Annotated in this window: 15 protein-coding genes; 8 read left to right on the forward strand and 7 right to left on the reverse strand. The window is 56.2% G+C overall.

Annotated features, from left to right (window positions below; translation table 11 throughout):
• Position 1: 1 nt before the first annotated feature.
• From SA190iCDA_RS05890 to SA190iCDA_RS23340, 5 genes are read left to right on the forward strand one after another with little or no spacing between them, the layout of a single operon-like run.
• Entirely contained in the window at positions 2-1942 is a 1941-nt protein-coding gene (locus SA190iCDA_RS05890) for a tetratricopeptide repeat protein (protein ID WP_205881589.1), read from the forward strand.
• A 44-nt stretch (positions 1943-1986) separates the two neighbouring features.
• Complete coding sequence (locus SA190iCDA_RS05895) at positions 1987-2838, forward strand: glycosyltransferase family 2 protein (RefSeq protein ID WP_070884460.1); 852 nt, start codon at positions 1987-1989, stop codon at positions 2836-2838.
• A gap of 7 nt (positions 2839-2845) precedes the next feature.
• The gene (locus SA190iCDA_RS05900) at positions 2846-3079 is read left to right on the forward strand and encodes a helix-turn-helix domain-containing protein (protein ID WP_070884459.1); all 234 of its coding nucleotides are present in this window, start codon (positions 2846-2848) and stop codon (positions 3077-3079) included.
• A gap of 2 nt (positions 3080-3081) precedes the next feature.
• Positions 3082-4065: a lipopolysaccharide biosynthesis protein gene (locus SA190iCDA_RS05905; RefSeq protein ID WP_236101044.1), complete on the forward strand. Its 984-nt coding sequence runs from the start codon at positions 3082-3084 to the stop codon at positions 4063-4065.
• A gap of 29 nt (positions 4066-4094) precedes the next feature.
• On the forward strand, positions 4095-4346 hold the full coding sequence (locus SA190iCDA_RS23340) for a polysaccharide biosynthesis C-terminal domain-containing protein (RefSeq protein WP_419203829.1): 252 nt from the start codon (positions 4095-4097) through the stop codon (positions 4344-4346).
• On the opposite strand, the gene SA190iCDA_RS05910 is transcribed toward SA190iCDA_RS23340, so the two are convergent.
• The 6 genes from SA190iCDA_RS05910 to SA190iCDA_RS05935 all read right to left on the reverse strand — a co-directional run bounded on the left by SA190iCDA_RS05910 (position 4272) and on the right by SA190iCDA_RS05935 (position 10958).
• Positions 4272-5201, reverse strand: coding sequence for a glycosyltransferase (locus tag SA190iCDA_RS05910; protein ID WP_070884457.1), 930 nt, complete (start codon positions 5199-5201; stop codon positions 4272-4274). The two genes, SA190iCDA_RS23340 and SA190iCDA_RS05910, sit on opposite strands and share 75 nt — an antisense overlap.
• 4 nt (positions 5202-5205) lie before the next feature.
• Positions 5206-6249, reverse strand: a complete 1044-nt coding sequence (locus SA190iCDA_RS05915) for a class I SAM-dependent methyltransferase (RefSeq protein ID WP_083329720.1) — start codon at positions 6247-6249, stop codon at positions 5206-5208.
• Between the two features lie 88 nt (positions 6250-6337).
• Positions 6338-7432, reverse strand: coding sequence for a non-hydrolyzing UDP-N-acetylglucosamine 2-epimerase (gene wecB / locus SA190iCDA_RS05920; protein WP_070884455.1), 1095 nt, complete (start codon positions 7430-7432; stop codon positions 6338-6340).
• Complete coding sequence (locus SA190iCDA_RS05925; protein WP_070884454.1) at positions 7419-8507, reverse strand: glycosyltransferase; 1089 nt, start codon at positions 8505-8507, stop codon at positions 7419-7421. Before SA190iCDA_RS05925 ends, wecB begins: the two co-directional genes overlap by 14 nt.
• Positions 8504-9562 (reverse strand): glycosyltransferase family 4 protein, encoded by a 1059-nt coding sequence (locus tag SA190iCDA_RS05930; RefSeq protein WP_236101054.1) that lies wholly within the window; start codon positions 9560-9562, stop codon positions 8504-8506. Before SA190iCDA_RS05930 ends, SA190iCDA_RS05925 begins: the two co-directional genes overlap by 4 nt.
• Before the next feature lie 85 nt (positions 9563-9647).
• A complete protein-coding gene (locus SA190iCDA_RS05935; protein ID WP_070884452.1) occupies positions 9648-10958 on the reverse strand; it encodes a nucleotide sugar dehydrogenase in 1311 nt (436 codons plus the stop codon).
• Positions 10959-11295: 337 nt separating this feature from the next.
• Between SA190iCDA_RS05935 and SA190iCDA_RS05940 the strand changes: the two genes are divergently transcribed.
• The 3 genes from SA190iCDA_RS05940 to hepT all read left to right on the forward strand — a co-directional run bounded on the left by SA190iCDA_RS05940 (position 11296) and on the right by hepT (position 14701).
• Positions 11296-13695, forward strand: coding sequence for a membrane-bound PQQ-dependent dehydrogenase, glucose/quinate/shikimate family (locus SA190iCDA_RS05940; RefSeq protein WP_070884451.1), 2400 nt, complete (start codon positions 11296-11298; stop codon positions 13693-13695).
• Positions 13696-13896: 201 nt separating this feature from the next.
• On the forward strand, positions 13897-14292 hold the full coding sequence (gene mntA / locus SA190iCDA_RS05945; RefSeq protein WP_070884450.1) for a type VII toxin-antitoxin system MntA family adenylyltransferase antitoxin: 396 nt from the start codon (positions 13897-13899) through the stop codon (positions 14290-14292).
• The gene (gene hepT, locus SA190iCDA_RS05950) at positions 14282-14701 is read left to right on the forward strand and encodes a type VII toxin-antitoxin system HepT family RNase toxin (RefSeq protein ID WP_070884449.1); all 420 of its coding nucleotides are present in this window, start codon (positions 14282-14284) and stop codon (positions 14699-14701) included. Before mntA ends, hepT begins: the two co-directional genes overlap by 11 nt.
• Positions 14702-14934: 233 nt before the next feature.
• Here hepT and SA190iCDA_RS05955 read toward each other — a convergent pair whose 3' ends face one another.
• A complete protein-coding gene (locus SA190iCDA_RS05955) occupies positions 14935-16518 on the reverse strand; it encodes a peptide chain release factor 3 (protein WP_070884448.1) in 1584 nt (527 codons plus the stop codon).
• Positions 16519-16576 lie beyond the last annotated feature (58 nt).

Raw genomic sequence — 16576 nt, forward strand, 5'->3', positions numbered from 1 at the left:
AATGGTTTTCAGTGTTTTAGGCAAAACTCAAGAGCGCTGGCAATGCCTCTTTTTATTTGGTCTTCTGATTATTTCTTATATGGTGTACGTCCCTGGTCTATCTGGGGATTTTATTTTCGACGACTTCCCTAATTTGGCTCCACTTGCGCAATCGGGTGCTGGTGGAGGTTGGGATGCATTTCTAAATTTTGTATCTGGCGGCTTTTCCGGCCCAACTGGTAGACCTGTCGCGCTGGCAAGTTTTTTTATTGATGACAACGCATGGCCCAGCCAGGCAATTTATTTTAAAGAAACCAATCTCTATATACACCTGTTGTGCGGATTGACTTTAGCTTGGTCTACTTTACTGCTGATGCGCTTATGGGGAGTGTCGGAGCATCAGGCAGTCTGGATCGCGTTGTTGAATATGGGAATATGGCTTCTGCATCCCATGATGGTCTCGACCACTTTATATGTGGTTCAGCGTATGGCCCAGTTGGCAGCCCTGTTTATGTTCGCTGGCCTGGCTGGGTATCTGTATGGGCGGTTGCTCTTGCAGCGGCGCCCTCGAGCTGCCTATCTATGGATGTCGTTTTCATTGTTGCTTGGCACTCTGCTAGCTACCTTGAGTAAGGAAAATGGCGCCTTGCTTCCATTGCTGGTTTGTATTGTTGAATTTTGTACATTATCCCCTCTTGAACGGTCGGTACCTGATCGTCGCTGGTCGCTGGTTTTTATTTGGTTACCTGCGCTGGCCGTATTCTTCTATCTACTTACGCGGATTGATTTTTCACCGACGCTATGGCCTGAGCGCCCGTTCAATCAGCCAGAGCGTTTGATGACGGAAGCACGTATCCTCTGGGATTATCTGTTCCAGCTATGGGTGCCTCGAATAGAGGGCTACGGACTATTTCAGGATGGTTATCCCATCTCAAGGGATCTGCTGTCGCCTGCGACGACATGGATATCAATATTTTCTCTGGCAGTGCTACTGGCTGTAGCTGTTCTGGTGCGTACTAGATATCCTGCTTTCAGCCTGGCTGTATTGTTCTTCCTAGCGGCGCACTTGATTGAGTCCAGCGTGATTGGTCTCGAATTATACTTCGAGCACCGAAATTATGTGGCGGCTGCTTTTATGTTTATGCCATTGGTCGTTGGTTTACTGAGTTTAAAAAAGTATTTGAGTGGCTTTGCCATGTTCTTGTTGTGTGGGGCTCTGCTTTCTTTGCTTGCGGCATTTGCTTGGCAGCGCGCTACCTTGTGGGGCGATACAAACCGACTTCAGAGTTATTGGGCAGCTACGACCAGCGAGTCGGCACGGGCGCAAAATTACCTAGCCATTCAACTTTTCGAGCAGGGGAAGGTTGAAGAGGGATTTTGGTTTCTTGAGCAAGCTAGCCAGCGTCTGCCGGAAAGCTCGTTGCTTAGTATGCAGTGGCTACTGCAGCGCCTTAGATTCAATGTTGCTTCGAGCGCAGATTTCGAGCATGTGGCCCAGCAGCTAGCCAGGCAGCGTTTTGATGCTCAGACTGTCGCCGGAATGCGAGCAATTACCGAGTTTTTGATTCAGCGCGATGGCCGCTCTGACTACAGGCAAGCAATGTTAGGCTTGTTGGAAAAGCTGAATGATTATCCTCGTTTTCAGCAGGCTTCAGTATATGCTCGTTTTTCGCCTTATTTCGAGGGGTTGTTGCTACTGGCTGAGCGGGATCTAGGGCGCGCTATGCCGGCCCTCTCGGAGGCGATTAAATTGCATACCGATGCGGATGTTGCATTTTCAATAGTTGCACATGTAGGAAGCGCAGGATATCCAGCCGAAGCATTGCAGTTGCTGGGGCAAATGGAAAGTATCTACATGTCGAGTTCAAGGAATGGCATTGGTTCGGTGTCTGCAAGCCGTGAGGTTGAAATGGCACGATTGAAACAGGTGCTTCGTGACGATGTATCGGTTAATAAGTTTTAATTAGTGGCGTAGTTGGATTTATCTGGCAGCTCTAAGGGGTACAGATGTTGTTAACGATTGTTTTGCCTGCAAAGAATGAATCTGGAGCAATAGGACGCACCTTAATGCGTTTGCGTGATTTGCTGCCTCAGGCAGAGCTCCTTGTCGTTAATGATGGGTCGAGCGATGGTACTGCTGAAATTGCAAGGGAGGCTGGCGCTCAGGTGATCAATCATCCTTATTCCAAAGGGAATGGCGCTGCGATTAAAACCGGTGCGCGTGCTGCTCGTGGTGATGTAATTATATTTATGGATGCCGACGGTCAGCATGATCCAGCGGACATTTCCGTCATGCTGGCTCTGATAGAGCAGGGGCATGATATGGCTGTAGGAGCCCGTCAGGAAGGATCGCAAGCTAGCCTGGTACGTGGCTTGGCCAATAAGTTTTACAATCGTCTGGCAAGCTGGATGACTGGGCATAAAGTGGAGGATCTGACCTCTGGTTTTCGTGCCGTGCGCGCGGATAAATTTCGCGAGTTTCTTTATTTATTGCCCAATGGGTTCTCCTACCCTACTACCAGTACAATGGCATTTTTCAGAGCAGGTTACTCTGTTGCATATACCCCAATTCACGCAGCTAAACGTGTCGGCAAAAGTCACATACGTCTTCTGCGTGATGGGTCGCGCTTCTTGTTGATCATTTTCAAGATCGGCACATTATTCTCACCGTTGAAGGTCTTTGCGCCGGTCGCTCTGCTCATGTTTATGCTGGCCTCGGTTTGGTATGGCTATACGCTATACAATTTTGGTCGCTTCACCAATATGAGTGCGTTGCTTTATAGTGGATCGGTAATGGTCTTCTTGATGGGGCTTATCTCTGAGCAGATCACGGCACTGATGTATAGGGACAAGGACTGAGAGGCCCATGCCGATTGAAAGCCAGGCCCTGAAGTGCAAGCAACTCTGGGAAGATGATTACCTGAGAATCATCTGCTCCTTTGCCAATGGCGAAGGGGGGCGCCTGCTGCTTGGTCCGGATGATGACGGTGAGGTCGTTGGCCTGAACTGCAAGACCTTGCTTGAAACCCTGCGCGAGCAACAGAAAGTAGAGTTTCAGGGTGCGCCTATCGCGGGTTGCTACGTCGTAAAAGATAAATGACCATGTTCAAAGGTCCCATTGCTTCAGCCACTCTACGCACCAGTGCGGTACTGGGACTGCGCCTGGTCGTACAGGCCGGCACCTTGTTGTTGGTGGCGCGAATGCTTGGCCCCGAGCAATTTGGCGGCTTTGTCGGTGTTGCTGCGTTGGGGGTGATGCTGGGCACGCTATCTACCTTTGGCACGCATCTGGTGTTGTTGGGTGCTATGTCCAAGGATCCGGCCAATCGGGCACAAATACTACCTTATGCCTTGCCTACCACCATGCTGTGCGGTGGTGCGCTGCTGATCGCTTTTATGCTGATTTGTACTCAGCTACTACATGCCAGTGGTGTGAGTTGGGGTGTGCTGTTGGCGCTTGGGGTTGCAGAGGTGTTATTGATGCCGCTGTCGGTCCTGGCGGTGGTGGAAATGCTGGCGGCCGAGCATACGGCGCGCTCCCAGTTGTTGCAGACGCTACCGTTGGTGTTGCGTCTGTTGGCTGCCACCTTGGTGGCTTGGTTGGCGCCGGCAGATCCGCTGACGATTTATGCCTATGGCTACTGTATGGCGACGGCGATTGGCTTAATGGCGGTGCTGGGGTGTCTCCCGCAGCGTTGGCCACATCCGCGTGTGTGGTGCCGACCAAGCAGGCAGGAACTGCGTGAGGCGGCCAGTTATGCCGCGCTCAATATCTCGGCGATTGGCCCGGCGGAGTTGGACAAGACGCTGGCTATCAGGTTACTGCCCTTGCCTGTAGCGGGTTTGTACGCGGCGGGGGCGAGGGTGGTGGGTGCGATCACACTACCGGTGATTGCCTTGATGCTATCGGCATTGCCCCGCTTGTTCCGCGAAGGACAGGAGCAGCCGCAGCGCACCGCGCGCCTGTTGAGGTGGATCTTTGGCGCCACTGCTCTTTATGGCGTGGGCTTGGCAGTGGGACTGTGGTTGTGTACGCCGCTATTCGCCTGGCTACTGGGGGAAAGTATACGGGGGTGGGTGAGGTGATCCGCTGGTTGTGCCTTGCGGTGCCCGGCATGGCCTTGCGCATTGCGGCTGGCAATGTGCTGATGGCATTGGGTAGGCCCTGGATGCGGGCAGGGTTCGAGGTGGTTGGCTTGGTGACGCTGAGCGTGGCGGCTATCCTGCTGACAGTGTATTGGGGCATGCATGGCATGGCTTTGGCGCTGGTGTGCTCCGAATGGGTAATGGCGTTATTGGGTGGTTGGTTGGTGGTGCGGGTTCGCCGTAGCCGCCGGTGGTGTAAGGCTTCGGTATCTTCCACGTAAGATATCGAAGGTCGCCATTAGCAAGCCTTTCCACGCTATCAGTGAGCGAAAGCGCAAGCTACGTATCAGGGCGCGTAAAGGTAGCGTCATGCACCGGGCTGTGATGAACGCGCACAGCTCCAGCCGGTTGCGAGCCAGCTTGCAGGCCAGCAACCAGTGTGACCGGTTGATGTGGTATTCGTAGAACAGCGAGCCGTTCCTGGCGCTGGACGAAGTGGCGTGTGAGGCACTGGCTTGCAGGCATTCCTGTTCGGCGATCTGGTTTTGCTCTGTAGTAAAGCCAAGCATGACGTCCTCACCATAGAAGAAGAAATCCTGATCAAACAACGGTGTATGCGCTTGATCGACATGAACCAAGAGGCAGCAGCCGCTGGCATAGCGCAATGGCATGGCGTAGGGCTTGCGCGTGATTAGACCTAGTAAGCGGTCGTAGTAGGCGAAGGGTGATGTATGCGCTTCATTGCCTTGCGTAATGCGCGGCGCAACGATGGCGGCGGTTTGCAGCGCACGGCGCATGTGGCTGAGTGCGCTGGGGGTCAGTTGTGCATCTGAGTTGATTAGCAGTACGTGGCTGGCTTGTCTGGCGGCAATATGTGCAAGCCCCATATTGACGCCTGCTGCAAAGCCAAGGTTGCGCCCAGGATTCAATACCTCAGTATCAAACCCGGTGTTGTGCAGCGCATCCAGATCGCCCTGCATGGCTGCGATGGATTGGCCATCATCTTCTGAGTTGTCTACGACGATGACCTTGCGGATCCCTTCTTGTTGAAGAGATCGCAGGCAGGCTAGTGTTTTTTCTGGTGTGCGAAAGTGCAGAACAAGTCCGATGATTGGTGTAGTGGTATCCGTCCTCATCAGATCACTCCGGTTTCCGCGCTAGTATTACTGTTTCTTCAGCCCAGTACGGACTGATGGTTGCTAAGGCGTCGGCGAGCAAACGCCAAGCGAACAAGGGGGCAGAAGACGGCGCGGTAATGACTTCTCGTTGGGCAATGGCTTTGGAGGTTCGCCATATCTGGCGAACATGTGCGCCACGTCTCAAGAGTTTTATCTCGGAGAAACCTTGTTCTTTGAGCCAGTTTGTCAGAATGAGTCGGCTAGGGATGCATAGGTGATAGGGTGGATGCAAGGCATGCCAAGCTGAGTTGGATATGAATAGCCCAATGCTCTGGGGGTTGGGGGCTGCCAACCAGAGCCAGCCGCCGGGAAGCAGTAGATCGTGAGCGCGCTGCAGCAGGGCGGGCTGGTCATGTACGTGTTCGATCACATGACTCATGGTGATGACGTCGAACGATTGCCCGGCCAGTTCCGGCGCAAAGGCATCACCTTCGATCACATCGATGCCAACGCTGCGGCATGCAGTAACTGCTTTGGGGTCGATCTCGCAGCCGTAAACGCGCCACCCCATCTCTTTGGCGCGTTTCAGAAAGGCGCCGTTACCGCAGCCAATATCAAGCAAGCTCCCGGGGCTGCCGACGCGCTTGTGCGTCAAGTGCCTGCCGTAGTAGTCGAGCTTGAGCCGCCAAGGTTCGATGAGCGAAAAGACTGCGTAGCCCCAACTGGACGCAGGCTTGCGGTGCATGCCAAAGCGCCGGTTGAGGTAGCCGTTGATCAGCCTCCAGGCAAGGCCCCTGCCGCCGTTTTGTGGCACATCGTCGGCCTCGGTGTTGTGCGTGTAGTAATCGTCATAGGCACGCGGCAACGATTGCGCGTCCGGACGCGGGTCAAGCCAGATGGACTGGCAATCGATGCACTGCACCATGCTCCATAGGTCGGGCATAGCACCTTCGTTATCACGGCGCGTAAAGCTGACCATAGCACGCTTGCTACTGCTACAGGCAGGACACTCCACTACCGCTTCCAGCTGGCCACGTGACCAATGAGGATTCGAATCAGTGTTCATTTTTCTGAGATCCTTGTCGCAGCCACGTACATCTTCGTAATTTGCTCAATGCCACCAGCGACCATGCGGGGTGGGATGAAGAGCAGCTTCATTGGTCTGCGCTCAATGCATTGCTTATGGCTACTGCCGCATGCCCATTTCCAAACGGAGATTGTTTGATTTGCATGCTACGGTAATGGGCTTCATCTTCAAGTAGGCGGTTGACCTCTTGCGTGATGACGGCGATGTTTGATCCCACCAATTTGCTTGCGCCTGCTTCTAAGGCTTCTGGTCTTTCTGTAGTTTCACGCAAAACCAAAACGGGTTTTTTCAAGGACGGAGCTTCTTCTTGTACGCCGCCGCTATCGGTGAGGATGATGTGGGCGTTTTGCATGGCGACAACGAAGTCAAAGTAATCCAGCGGCTCGCACAGGGTGATGCGCTCGTGCTGGCCAAGTACGTGGCGTGCCAGTTCTTGCACATTGGGGTTAGGGTGTACAGGGTAGAGCACTTGTACCTGTGGGTGCTGCGCCAAGATGTGCAGTACGGCGGTGAAAATGTCGGCCAAGGGCTGACCGAAGTTCTCGCGCCGGTGGGCAGTGAGCAAAATGGTTTTTGTGGCATTTGTTTTTTGCTGGGGTAGTTCGGCCACGGTTTGAAAGAGGGTGTCAATGCAGGTGTTGCCTGTTATGAAAATCCTGCTGGGGTTTATGCCTTCGCTTTTTAGGTTTTCTGCCGCTTGTGGCGTGGGGGCAAAGTGCCAGTGGGTGATGCGTGAGGCCATTTGGCGATAGCCCTCTTCAGGGAACGGGTGAGCCAGGTTGTGCGTTCTTAGGCCCGCCTCGACATGGCCAAAAGGCACCTGGGCATGAAAGGCGGCTAGGGCCGAGCCGAATACGGTGGCGGTGTCTCCTTGGGCAATGAGAGCCGCAGGGCGCTCTTGCTCAATGATGGGCTCTAGCTTGGGCAGCATACGGGCCAAGAGCTGGCTCAGACTTTGGTTGGGCTGCATGAGATCAAGGTCGTAATCAACGGCAATGCCAAAGCGGCCCAGCATTTGATCGAGCATCTCACGGTGTTGGGCCGTGGCGACGACCACGCAGCGGGCCCAGTTGCTGGTTTTGAGCGCCCTAATGACAGGAACCATTTTGATAGCCTCAGGGCGGGTACCAATGGTGCAAATAATGGTTTTAAGTTTTGTCATGGGTGAGCCGCTCTAAGAAATGAAAAGAGGCTTGGGCGATTTCAGGCCAGTAAATGCCTTCAATGTCTTCAACGATAAAGTTGTGTTCAAACTGCTGTTTGATAGCCCTAGCCAAATCCTCCGCTTGACCAGGTTCGGCCATAAAAGGGGTCAATGATTGGGCCTGTTTGGGGTAATTGGCCATGAGGTTGGGGCTGCGTGTGGCCACAATAGGCCGGCGGCAAGCTACGGCTTCGGCAATTTTGTTGGAGGCGCCTGCATCCATAAAGGGCGAGCGGCGGTAGGGTATGGCTAACAAATTGCATGAAGCCAGTGCATAGGGCATTTGGTCGAAAGGCAAGTTACCCAAGTAATGCACGGCTTCTGTTTGTAAATTCACATGTTCAGATGCTCTGCCGGCAATCAGGGTTTTGATGGCTATGCCTTCGGCCCTCAGCTGGGTGACGGCATCGACCAGGTCTTGCACGCCACGGTCTGGCTCCATACTGCCAAAGTAGCCGATAAATGCTTCTTCTGTATTGAGTTTAAGTTGCTGCCTTGCCAGCTCGCGGTCAATTGCTTTGAAGCGGCTGGCGTCAACACCGTTGAGGGCAATGTGATCCCGACCGACTTGCCCCATTTGTCGCATCAAATGGCTGCTGGCAAAAAAGCAGTTATCGGCTTTTTTGAGGAGGAAGCCAAAAAGATCAAAGCCCAGTGGTTTGATGTAGCCGCCAAATTCATCGTATTTGTCATATACATCAAAAATAAATCTGGCCCCATGCGCTTGGGCCAAGCGATAGCCTAGGTAAGCAATATAGGCATCGCCACTAGCAATGATGAGGTCAGGTTTTTTACTTTTTTTGAAATGAAGGTAGTCTTTCAGCACACGGCCTGTTTTGACGGGACTGTTGAGGGTATGCAGCTTTTCGTCTTGGCTTTGGCTGCTTGCCTTGCTGTGGTAATCAATGAGCCAAAGCTGCACATAGGCTCCTAGGCGTGACCAATGCAAAGGCAATTGATAAATGCGTCCATACCGCTCTGTAAGCGCATCGCGATTGGTATAAAAGCGTTTGCCGATAAATAGGATGTTCATTGCGGGTTCAGTGCTTTTGCCACAGTTTGCCCAAATTTGGCCCATTCAAACCTTTGTGCAAAGCGGCGTATGTTTTCGTCCAGTAGGGGGTGTTGCAGTAATTCGATGGTGCGTGCACTAAGATCTTGGTAATTATTTTTTTTCGCTAGATACCCGGATTGCCCCTCTGCAACTGCATCGACCACACCACCCGTGGCAAAAGCCACGGTCGGCAACCCGTGCGCGGCAGCTTCGATGGCCACCATGCCAAAACCTTCCGGGTCATTGAGGATATGGCGTACAGGGAACACGTGTACATCGGCAGCCTCGTAGGCGGTGGTCAGTAAGGCCTTGTCGGTGATTACACCCAGGAACCTGATCTGCTCACGTACGCCGGAGTGTTCTGCCTGGACTTGGATGCTTTCGACAGTCTGGATGCTGGCCCCCAGAGAATTCTTCGGCGCTTCGCCAATTACAACCAGCATGGCATCAGGCTCAGCTTTTACGATGGTGGGCAGGGCCTGCTCGACAAACTCCCTTAATCCCTTACGGGTGGTCAGACGCCCCACGGACAGCAGGATTTTTTTGCCGGTTAGCCCGTACTTTTCTTTAAACGCAGCGATGCTTTCTGCCGGCTGTGATGCTTTTGGCAAGCTCACACCGGGATAGACAATGCTGATATTGTTTTGGCTGACACCGGCAGCTATAGCCAATGCTTGCGTGGGTGTGCTGTTGACGATGACCCGATCCAGCTTCTTGAAGGTTGGTCGCCAGAGCCTGCGATACGCGCTGTGATTGACGGTGATGTCTAATCCATGCAAGTAGGCTGCCGAGCGAGCGCCACACAATTTGCTCAACAGCCAGGCGATAGGGGCGGTCAGGCCGCTGCCAGCAAGGATAACATCGGGTTTCCAGCGTAGGGCAATCCATAATCCTTTGAGAAAACTCAGCAGCAGGAACAGCGGCAGGGGTTTGAGTGGTACCACGTCCAAGGTTACTGTCTCGGGTTTCAGTGCTGCAGCCTCGGAGGGGCCAACCACGCGAACACTAGCCTGCTTGCTGAGCTCATCAGCCATATGCCAATTTAGTCGCTCCATACCGCCCACTAAGGGCGGTAGATTGCGGGTAACGATCAGAATGTTTGGCTTGCGAGTGTGTGTCTCAGGCTGGGATGACATTTGCAGCCCCCGTCAGTCTACCCCGGGTGTCGATCAGAAGTCTGGCGTGACTCTGCAGCAGGGGGTAATCAAAGGCATCATGATCCGTTGCTAGAACGATACAGTCGTAACTGGCAATGCGTTCGGCATCCAGCGTTACTGAGTTAAGATCAAAATGGTGGCCGCGCTTTTTCGGGAAGTTCGGCACATGTGGATCACAATATTCGATTAATGCTCCTTTTTCCTGTAGCAGTTCCATGATTTCAACGGCCGGAGACTCACGACTGTCGTCGATATTTTTCTTGTATGCGAGTCCTAAGATCAGGATACGGCTGCCTTTAACCGATTTGCCATGATCATTGAGGGCATCTGCTACCTTTTGTACTACCCATCGTGGCATGTAGTGGTTGATTTCACCCGCAAGCTCGATAAATCTTGTGTTGATTCCATATTCCTTTGCCTTCCAAGTAAGGTAGAAGGGATCAATGGGAATGCAGTGCCCGCCAAGGCCTGGCCCTGGGTAATAAGGTGTGAAGCCAAAGGGCTTAGTGGCCGCTGCACGGATGACTTCGTGTATATCGATGTTCATCTTGTCGGCCACGATTTTCATCTCATTGACCAGTCCGATATTCACTGCTCTATGGATGTTTTCCAGCAGTTTAGTCATCTCAGCAGTGCGGGTATTGCTCACGGGAACTAGCGTCCGAATGGCATGCTGATAGAGTGCTTGACCGATCTCAAGGCAGCTTGCACTCATGCCCCCTATTATCTTGGGGATGTCCTGAGTGCCATAGTGCGGATTTCCGGGATCTTCACGCTCTGGTGAAAACACCAGCGCGCAATTTTCGCCAGGAATGAAACCGCTTGCCAAGAGCCTGGGCGCCAGTTCTTCGTCGGTTGTTCCGGGCCAAGTAGTACTTTCTAAAGAAAGCAATTTACCTTTTCGGAAGTGAGGAAGTATCGCCTCTACCGTCTTTATGACATAGCTTAGATCGGGCTCTCTGTGATTGTTCAGTGGTGTGGGCACGCAAATTATAAGTGCGTCAGCCTCGGTAGTTCTGGAGAAGTCGACGGTTGCGTCGAATCCTTGTCTGAGGGCTTCTTTGATCCGGTCAGGCGTTAGTCTTTCTATATAGCTTTCCCCAGCCAGAAGGGTGTCCACCTTAGTTTGATCGATGTCAAAGCCTATAACTTTGATACCTACTTCAGAAAAGCGTAACGCTAGTGGCAACCCTACATAGCCTAGGCCATAGATACCTACGATGGCTGTGCCCGAGGTTACCCGCTCGCGCAAGGTGCTGAGGAATTCGCTCACTTGGATTGCTCGGCTCTATAGTGGTATTGGTTCCGCATAATGCCAGAAGATCATTGGTAACCGCAGTGTGCTCAGTCACGCTTCCTAGGGGATACAAAATCTAGGTCATCATGGAGCTCGCGCTAGCATGCCAAACCCAACCTTTGGCTTTCAGCCCAGTTTGAAGATTTCGCATGTTGGATGGTGACCCGCCAGGGATGCCAGCTCCATTGACTGCCTGCTTTTCCCCGAAAACCTGAACCAACTACGCCGCCCTTGCCTCCACTGCTCTCTGACCTAGCCTTTGTTGCCAAAGATTTCGCTATGTCACGTGTAATAAGTCGCAGGGGAGTGCGCCATGAGTATCGAATACCGTCGCCCATTGTGGGTCACCCTTACCGCCTTGGCAGTTTTGCTGCTGGGTGCAGTCATGACCGCTGGTGGAGGTTACCTGGTGAGTTTGGATGGCTCCTGGTATTACCTCATTGCCGGTTTAGGGCTGTTGATCGTGGCTGGTTTGCTATTCGCCCGCCGCCGCTCCGCAATCATGCTCTATGGCTTGCTGCTCCTAGGCACCCTAGCCTGGACCCTCTACGAAGTCCGCTTCGACTGGTGGCAACTGGCGCCACGGATTGACCTGTGGTGCATTCTCGGTCTCTGGCTATTTCTACCTTTCGTTAATCGGCATGTCGGGCGCAATGGCGTCTGGCGGGATGGCGCGACCGGCGTTCTGGGCGTAGGGCTCTTGGCTGGTGCGGTGATGGCCGGTTATTCGCTGACCCAGGATTACCATTCCATCGAAGGCGAATTCAGCGATGCGCAGATGCAGGGTGAGGCGGCTAGTGGCGTTGCGCAGCGCTCGGCGACTGAGTGGCCGACTTATGGTGGTTCGAAGCACAGCGATCGTTATTCGACGGCCGATCTGATTACTCCCGAGAATGCCGGCAAGCTGGAAAAGGCCTGGGAGTTTCATACCGGGGACTTGCCGGGCGCGGGGGATCCCCATGAGCTGACCAATCAGGTCACCCCGCTGAAGGTTGGCAATTCCCTGTTTATCTGCACGCCCCATAGCGTGGCGATTGCCCTGGATGCGGACACTGGCGAGGAGCGCTGGCGCTTCGACCCGAGCATCAACCGGGATGCCGAGTACTACCAGCATATGACCTGCCGTGGGCTGGCCTATCACGATGGCAGCGCTGCGGCGGCCACCGCCAATGTAGCCGAGCAGCCCAACCAGCCTGCTGCGCGTTGTGAAAAGCGCCTGTTCCTGCCGACCAATGACGGCACCCTGATGGCGCTGGATGTCGAGGACGGTCAGCCGTGCGAGGACTTTGGCGATGCCGGCACGGTCGATCTCAAGGCCGGGTTGGGGGAGGGGGCGCTGGGCGTCTACTTGCCGACCTCGCCGCCCGTGGTGACCGGCAAGCTGGTGATCCAGGGCGGTTCGATTACCGATAACGGCTCGGTGGATTCTCCCGGCGGCGTGATTCGCGCCTATGACGTGAAGACCGGCGAGCTGGTGTGGAATTTCGATCCGGGCAATCCCGACGCCACCGAGCCGCTGGCACCGGGCGAAACCTACGTACGCAGCACGCCCAACGTCTGGACGATTCCCACCGCCGACGAGGCGCTGGGGCTGGTGTATCTGCCGATGGGCAACCAGACCCCGGATCAGTGGTCGATTCCGCGTAACGAGTTGGCCGAGCGGTTTACCGACACCTTGGTCGCGCTCGACCTGGAAACCGGCAAGGTGCGCTGGGAGTTCCAGACGGTGCACCACGATCTCTGGGACCGCGATCTGCCATCGCAGCCGACCCTGGTGGATATCGATGGTGCCCAAGGCAAGGTACCGGCCATCATCCAGGCGACCAAGCGCGGTGATCTGTATGTGCTCGACCGCCGTACCGGCGAGCCCATCGTGCCGGTCAACGAGATGCCGGTGCCCCAGGGCACCGACTACGGCGACACCACCGCCGCTACCCAACCCACATCGGCGCTCAGCTATGCGCCTGACGAACCGTTGCGCGAGCGCGACATGTGGGGCGGTACGCCAATCGACCAGATGCTCTGCCGTATCCAGTTCCGCAAGCTGCGTTACGAGGGTGACTTTACCCCGCCGTCGCAGCAGGGCTCGTTGATCTATCCGGGCAATGTCGGCACCTTCAACTGGCCGTCGGTGGCGGTGGATCCGAACCGGCAGTTGCTGTTCGGCGCGCCTAACTACCTGGCGTTCATCTCGCAGATGGTCAAGCGCAGCGAGGTCGATCCCGACGAGCAAATGGGCGGTGGGGAAACCGGCCTGCAGCCCAATCTGGGGGCGCCTTATATGGTGCGCTTGCAGCCGTTCCTGTCTGTGCTCGGTCTGCCGTGCCAGTCGCCGCCCTGGGGCTATGTGACCGCCGTGGACCTGCGCACCATGAAGAAGGTGTGGATGCACAAGAACGGCACCAGTCGTGACAGCGCTCCGCTGGGCCTGCCGTTCCCGGTGGGTACGCCGGCGCTCGGTGGGCCGATCGTCACCGCCGGTGGCGTGGCCTTTATGAGCGGTACGCTGGATTACTACCTGCGCGCCTATGACCTGAAGACCGGCAAGGAGCTGTGGAAAGGGCGTCTGCCGGCGGGCGGCCAGGCAACGCCGATGACCTACGTGTCGGAAAAGACCGGCAAGCAGTACGTGGTGCAGATGGCCGGCGGGCATGGCTCGTTCGGCACCAAGATCGGCGATTCGGTGACCGCCTGGGCGTTACCGGAAGAGTAGATGGCAGCGTGCGCTCGGCCTTAGGGTTGGGCCACGCCAGCATCCCACTTCACGCTGCCTCTGGACGCCTCGCACCTGTGTGGGGCGTTTTGCTGCCGTGGCGCCGTATGGCAGGTCCCTCGGCGCATTCGCCCTGCGGTTTCGGACTGACGCGGTTCAACCACGCCCTGGGGTACACTTGCCTGCTCAGCAGGAGGGCATATGAACCGACAGGCCGTGATTGATTTACTGTGCGCCCGGCTCGAGGGCGTACTGGGCATCTATGCGTTCGGCAGTCGCGTTCAGGGTGGGGCGAATGCGCATAGCGACCTGGATCTTGCTGTGTTGGTAGAAGGCTATGCAGAGCCCGTGGCGTTATGGAGGGTGGCCGGAGAACTCGAGGACATAGTGGGCTGTCCCGTGGATCTGCTGGATTTGCGCAACGCCTCGACGGTGATGCAGCAGCAGGTGATCGTGCACGGCGAGCGCTGGTGGGCCAGGGACGAGCGGGCGGGTTTGTTCGAGTGTGCCATGCTCAGCGAGAAGCTGGCGTTGGATGCAGCCAGGGCGCCGCTGCTGCGTATTATCGAACAGGAGGGGCGGGTGTATGGCCGATGATGTGCTGCTCAACAAGGCGGCGAGTATCGAGCGCTGCGTTCGCCGTGCGCGTGAAGAGTACCACCGTGACCCGGCGACCTTCGGTGAAGACTTCACTCGCCAGGATGCGGCCATCCTGAATATTCAGCGTGCCTGTGAGGCTGCGCTGGACATGGGCCAGCATCTGATTCGCCGAGAGCGGCTGGGCATACCGCAAAGCGCCCGGGATGTATTCGCCTTGTTGGCCGAGCACGGCTGGATCGAAAAGCAGCTAGCCGAGGCGCTCAAACGGATGGTTGGCTACCGCAATATTGCGGTGCATGAGTATCAGGCCTTGCAACTGCCAATCACCATCGCGGTAATCACCGGCCATCTCGACGAGTTCCTGGCGTACTCCAAGGCAATCCTGTTGCGGGATGCCGCCCGCTGACCTGAAACCTTGTTATCGCGGCATGCCTCACTTCTAGCCTGATCAAGGTATGACGGATAACCCGTAGGATGGATTAGCCGAAGGCGTAATCCGTCGTTTACCGCGAACCACGATACCCGCTGCGGTACTGAACGCCCTGCCTCGCGCGGGGCGTTTTGATTTTCAGGGGGCTGGCCATCGTGCGGCGCATTACGCCTTCGGCTAATGCGCCCTACAGTCTGCTGAGCGCCTGATCAGTGGTGCTCGCGGGTGGCGCGGAATTTCACGTCCGGCCAGCGTTCTTCCATCAGGCTCAGGTTGACGCGGGTCGGCGCCAGGTAGGTGAGGTGGCCACCGCCGTCGAGGGCAAGGTTCTCCACGGCCTTGTTGGAGAATTCCTCGAGCTTCTTCTTGTCGTCGCACTCGATCCAGCGCGCCGACCAGACGGTGATCGGCTCGTAGCCGCACTCGACCTTGTATTCCTCTTTCAGGCGACTGGCGACCACGTCGAACTGCAGCACACCGACGGCGCCGAGGATGATGTCGTTGCTGCGCTCCGGGAAGAACACCTGGGTGGCCCCTTCCTCGGCGAGCTGCTGCAGGCCCTGGCGCAGCTGCTTGGATTTCAGCGGGTCCTTCAGACGCACGCGACGGAACAGCTCCGGGGCGAAGTGCGGGATACCGGTGAAGCCCAGGGCTTCGCCTTCGGTGAAGGTGTCGCCGATCTGGATGGTGCCGTGGTTGTGCAGGCCGATGATGTCGCCCGCCCAGGCTTCCTCGAGCATCTCGCGCTCGCTGGAGAAGAAGGTCAGGGCGTCGCCGATGCGTACGTCCTTGCCGGTGCGCACGTGGCGCATCTTCATGCCTTTCTCGTACTTGCCCGAGCAGATGCGCATGAAGGCCACGCGGTCGCGGTGCTTGGGGTCCATGTTCGCCTGGATCTTGAACACGAAGCCCGAGAACTTCTCCTCGGTCGGCTCCACCGGGCGCTCGTGGGCCACGCGGGCCAGGGGGCGCGGCGCCCAGTCGACCACGGCGTCGAGCACATGGTCGACGCCGAAGTTGCCCAATGCAGTGCCGAAGAACACCGGGGTCAGCTGGCCGTTGTCGAATTCGTCCTGGTCGAACGGATGGCAGGCGACCTGAACCAGCTCCAGCTGCTCGACGAAGCGCTCGTACTCGTCGCCCAGGTGGGCGCGGGCTTCGTCGGAGTCCAGTTTCTCGATGATCTTGGTTTCGGTTCGCTCGTGGCCGTGGCCGGCGGTGTAGACGATGATGTAGTCGCCTGCCAGGTGATACACGCCCTTGAAGTCGCGGTAGCAGCCGATCGGCCAGGTGATCGGTGCGGCCTTGATCTTCAGCACCGCCTCGATTTCGTCGAGCAGTTCGATGGGGTCGCGGATGTCGCGGTCGAGCTTGTTGACGAAGCTGACGATGGGCGTGTCGCGCAGGCGGCACACGTCCATCAGGGCGATGGTGCGTGGCTCGACGCCTTTACCGCCGTCGAGCACCATCAGCGCGCTGTCCACCGCGGTCAGGGTGCGGTAGGTGTCTTCCGAGAAGTCTTCGTGGCCAGGGGTGTCGAGCAGGTTGATCATGTGCTCGCGGTAGGGGAACTGCATCACCGAGGTGGTGATGGAGATGCCGCGCTGCTTCTCCATTTCCATCCAGTCGCTCGTGGCGTGTCGGTCGGATTTACGCGACTTCACCGTGCCGGCCACTTCGATCGCCTTGCCCATCAGCAGGAGCTTTTCGGTGATGGTGGTCTTACCGGCGTCGGGGTGGGAAATGATCGCGAAGGTACGGCGCTTGGCGACTTCGGCGGCCTGAGTGGTCATGGATGCGTGCCTGCTTGAAAGCGTGAGCGGGCCAGGACGGCCCGGAAAAATGCGCGAT

Source organism: Pseudomonas argentinensis, from assembly GCF_001839655.2.
Taxonomy (GTDB): Bacteria; Pseudomonadota; Gammaproteobacteria; order Pseudomonadales; family Pseudomonadaceae; genus Aquipseudomonas; species Aquipseudomonas argentinensis_B.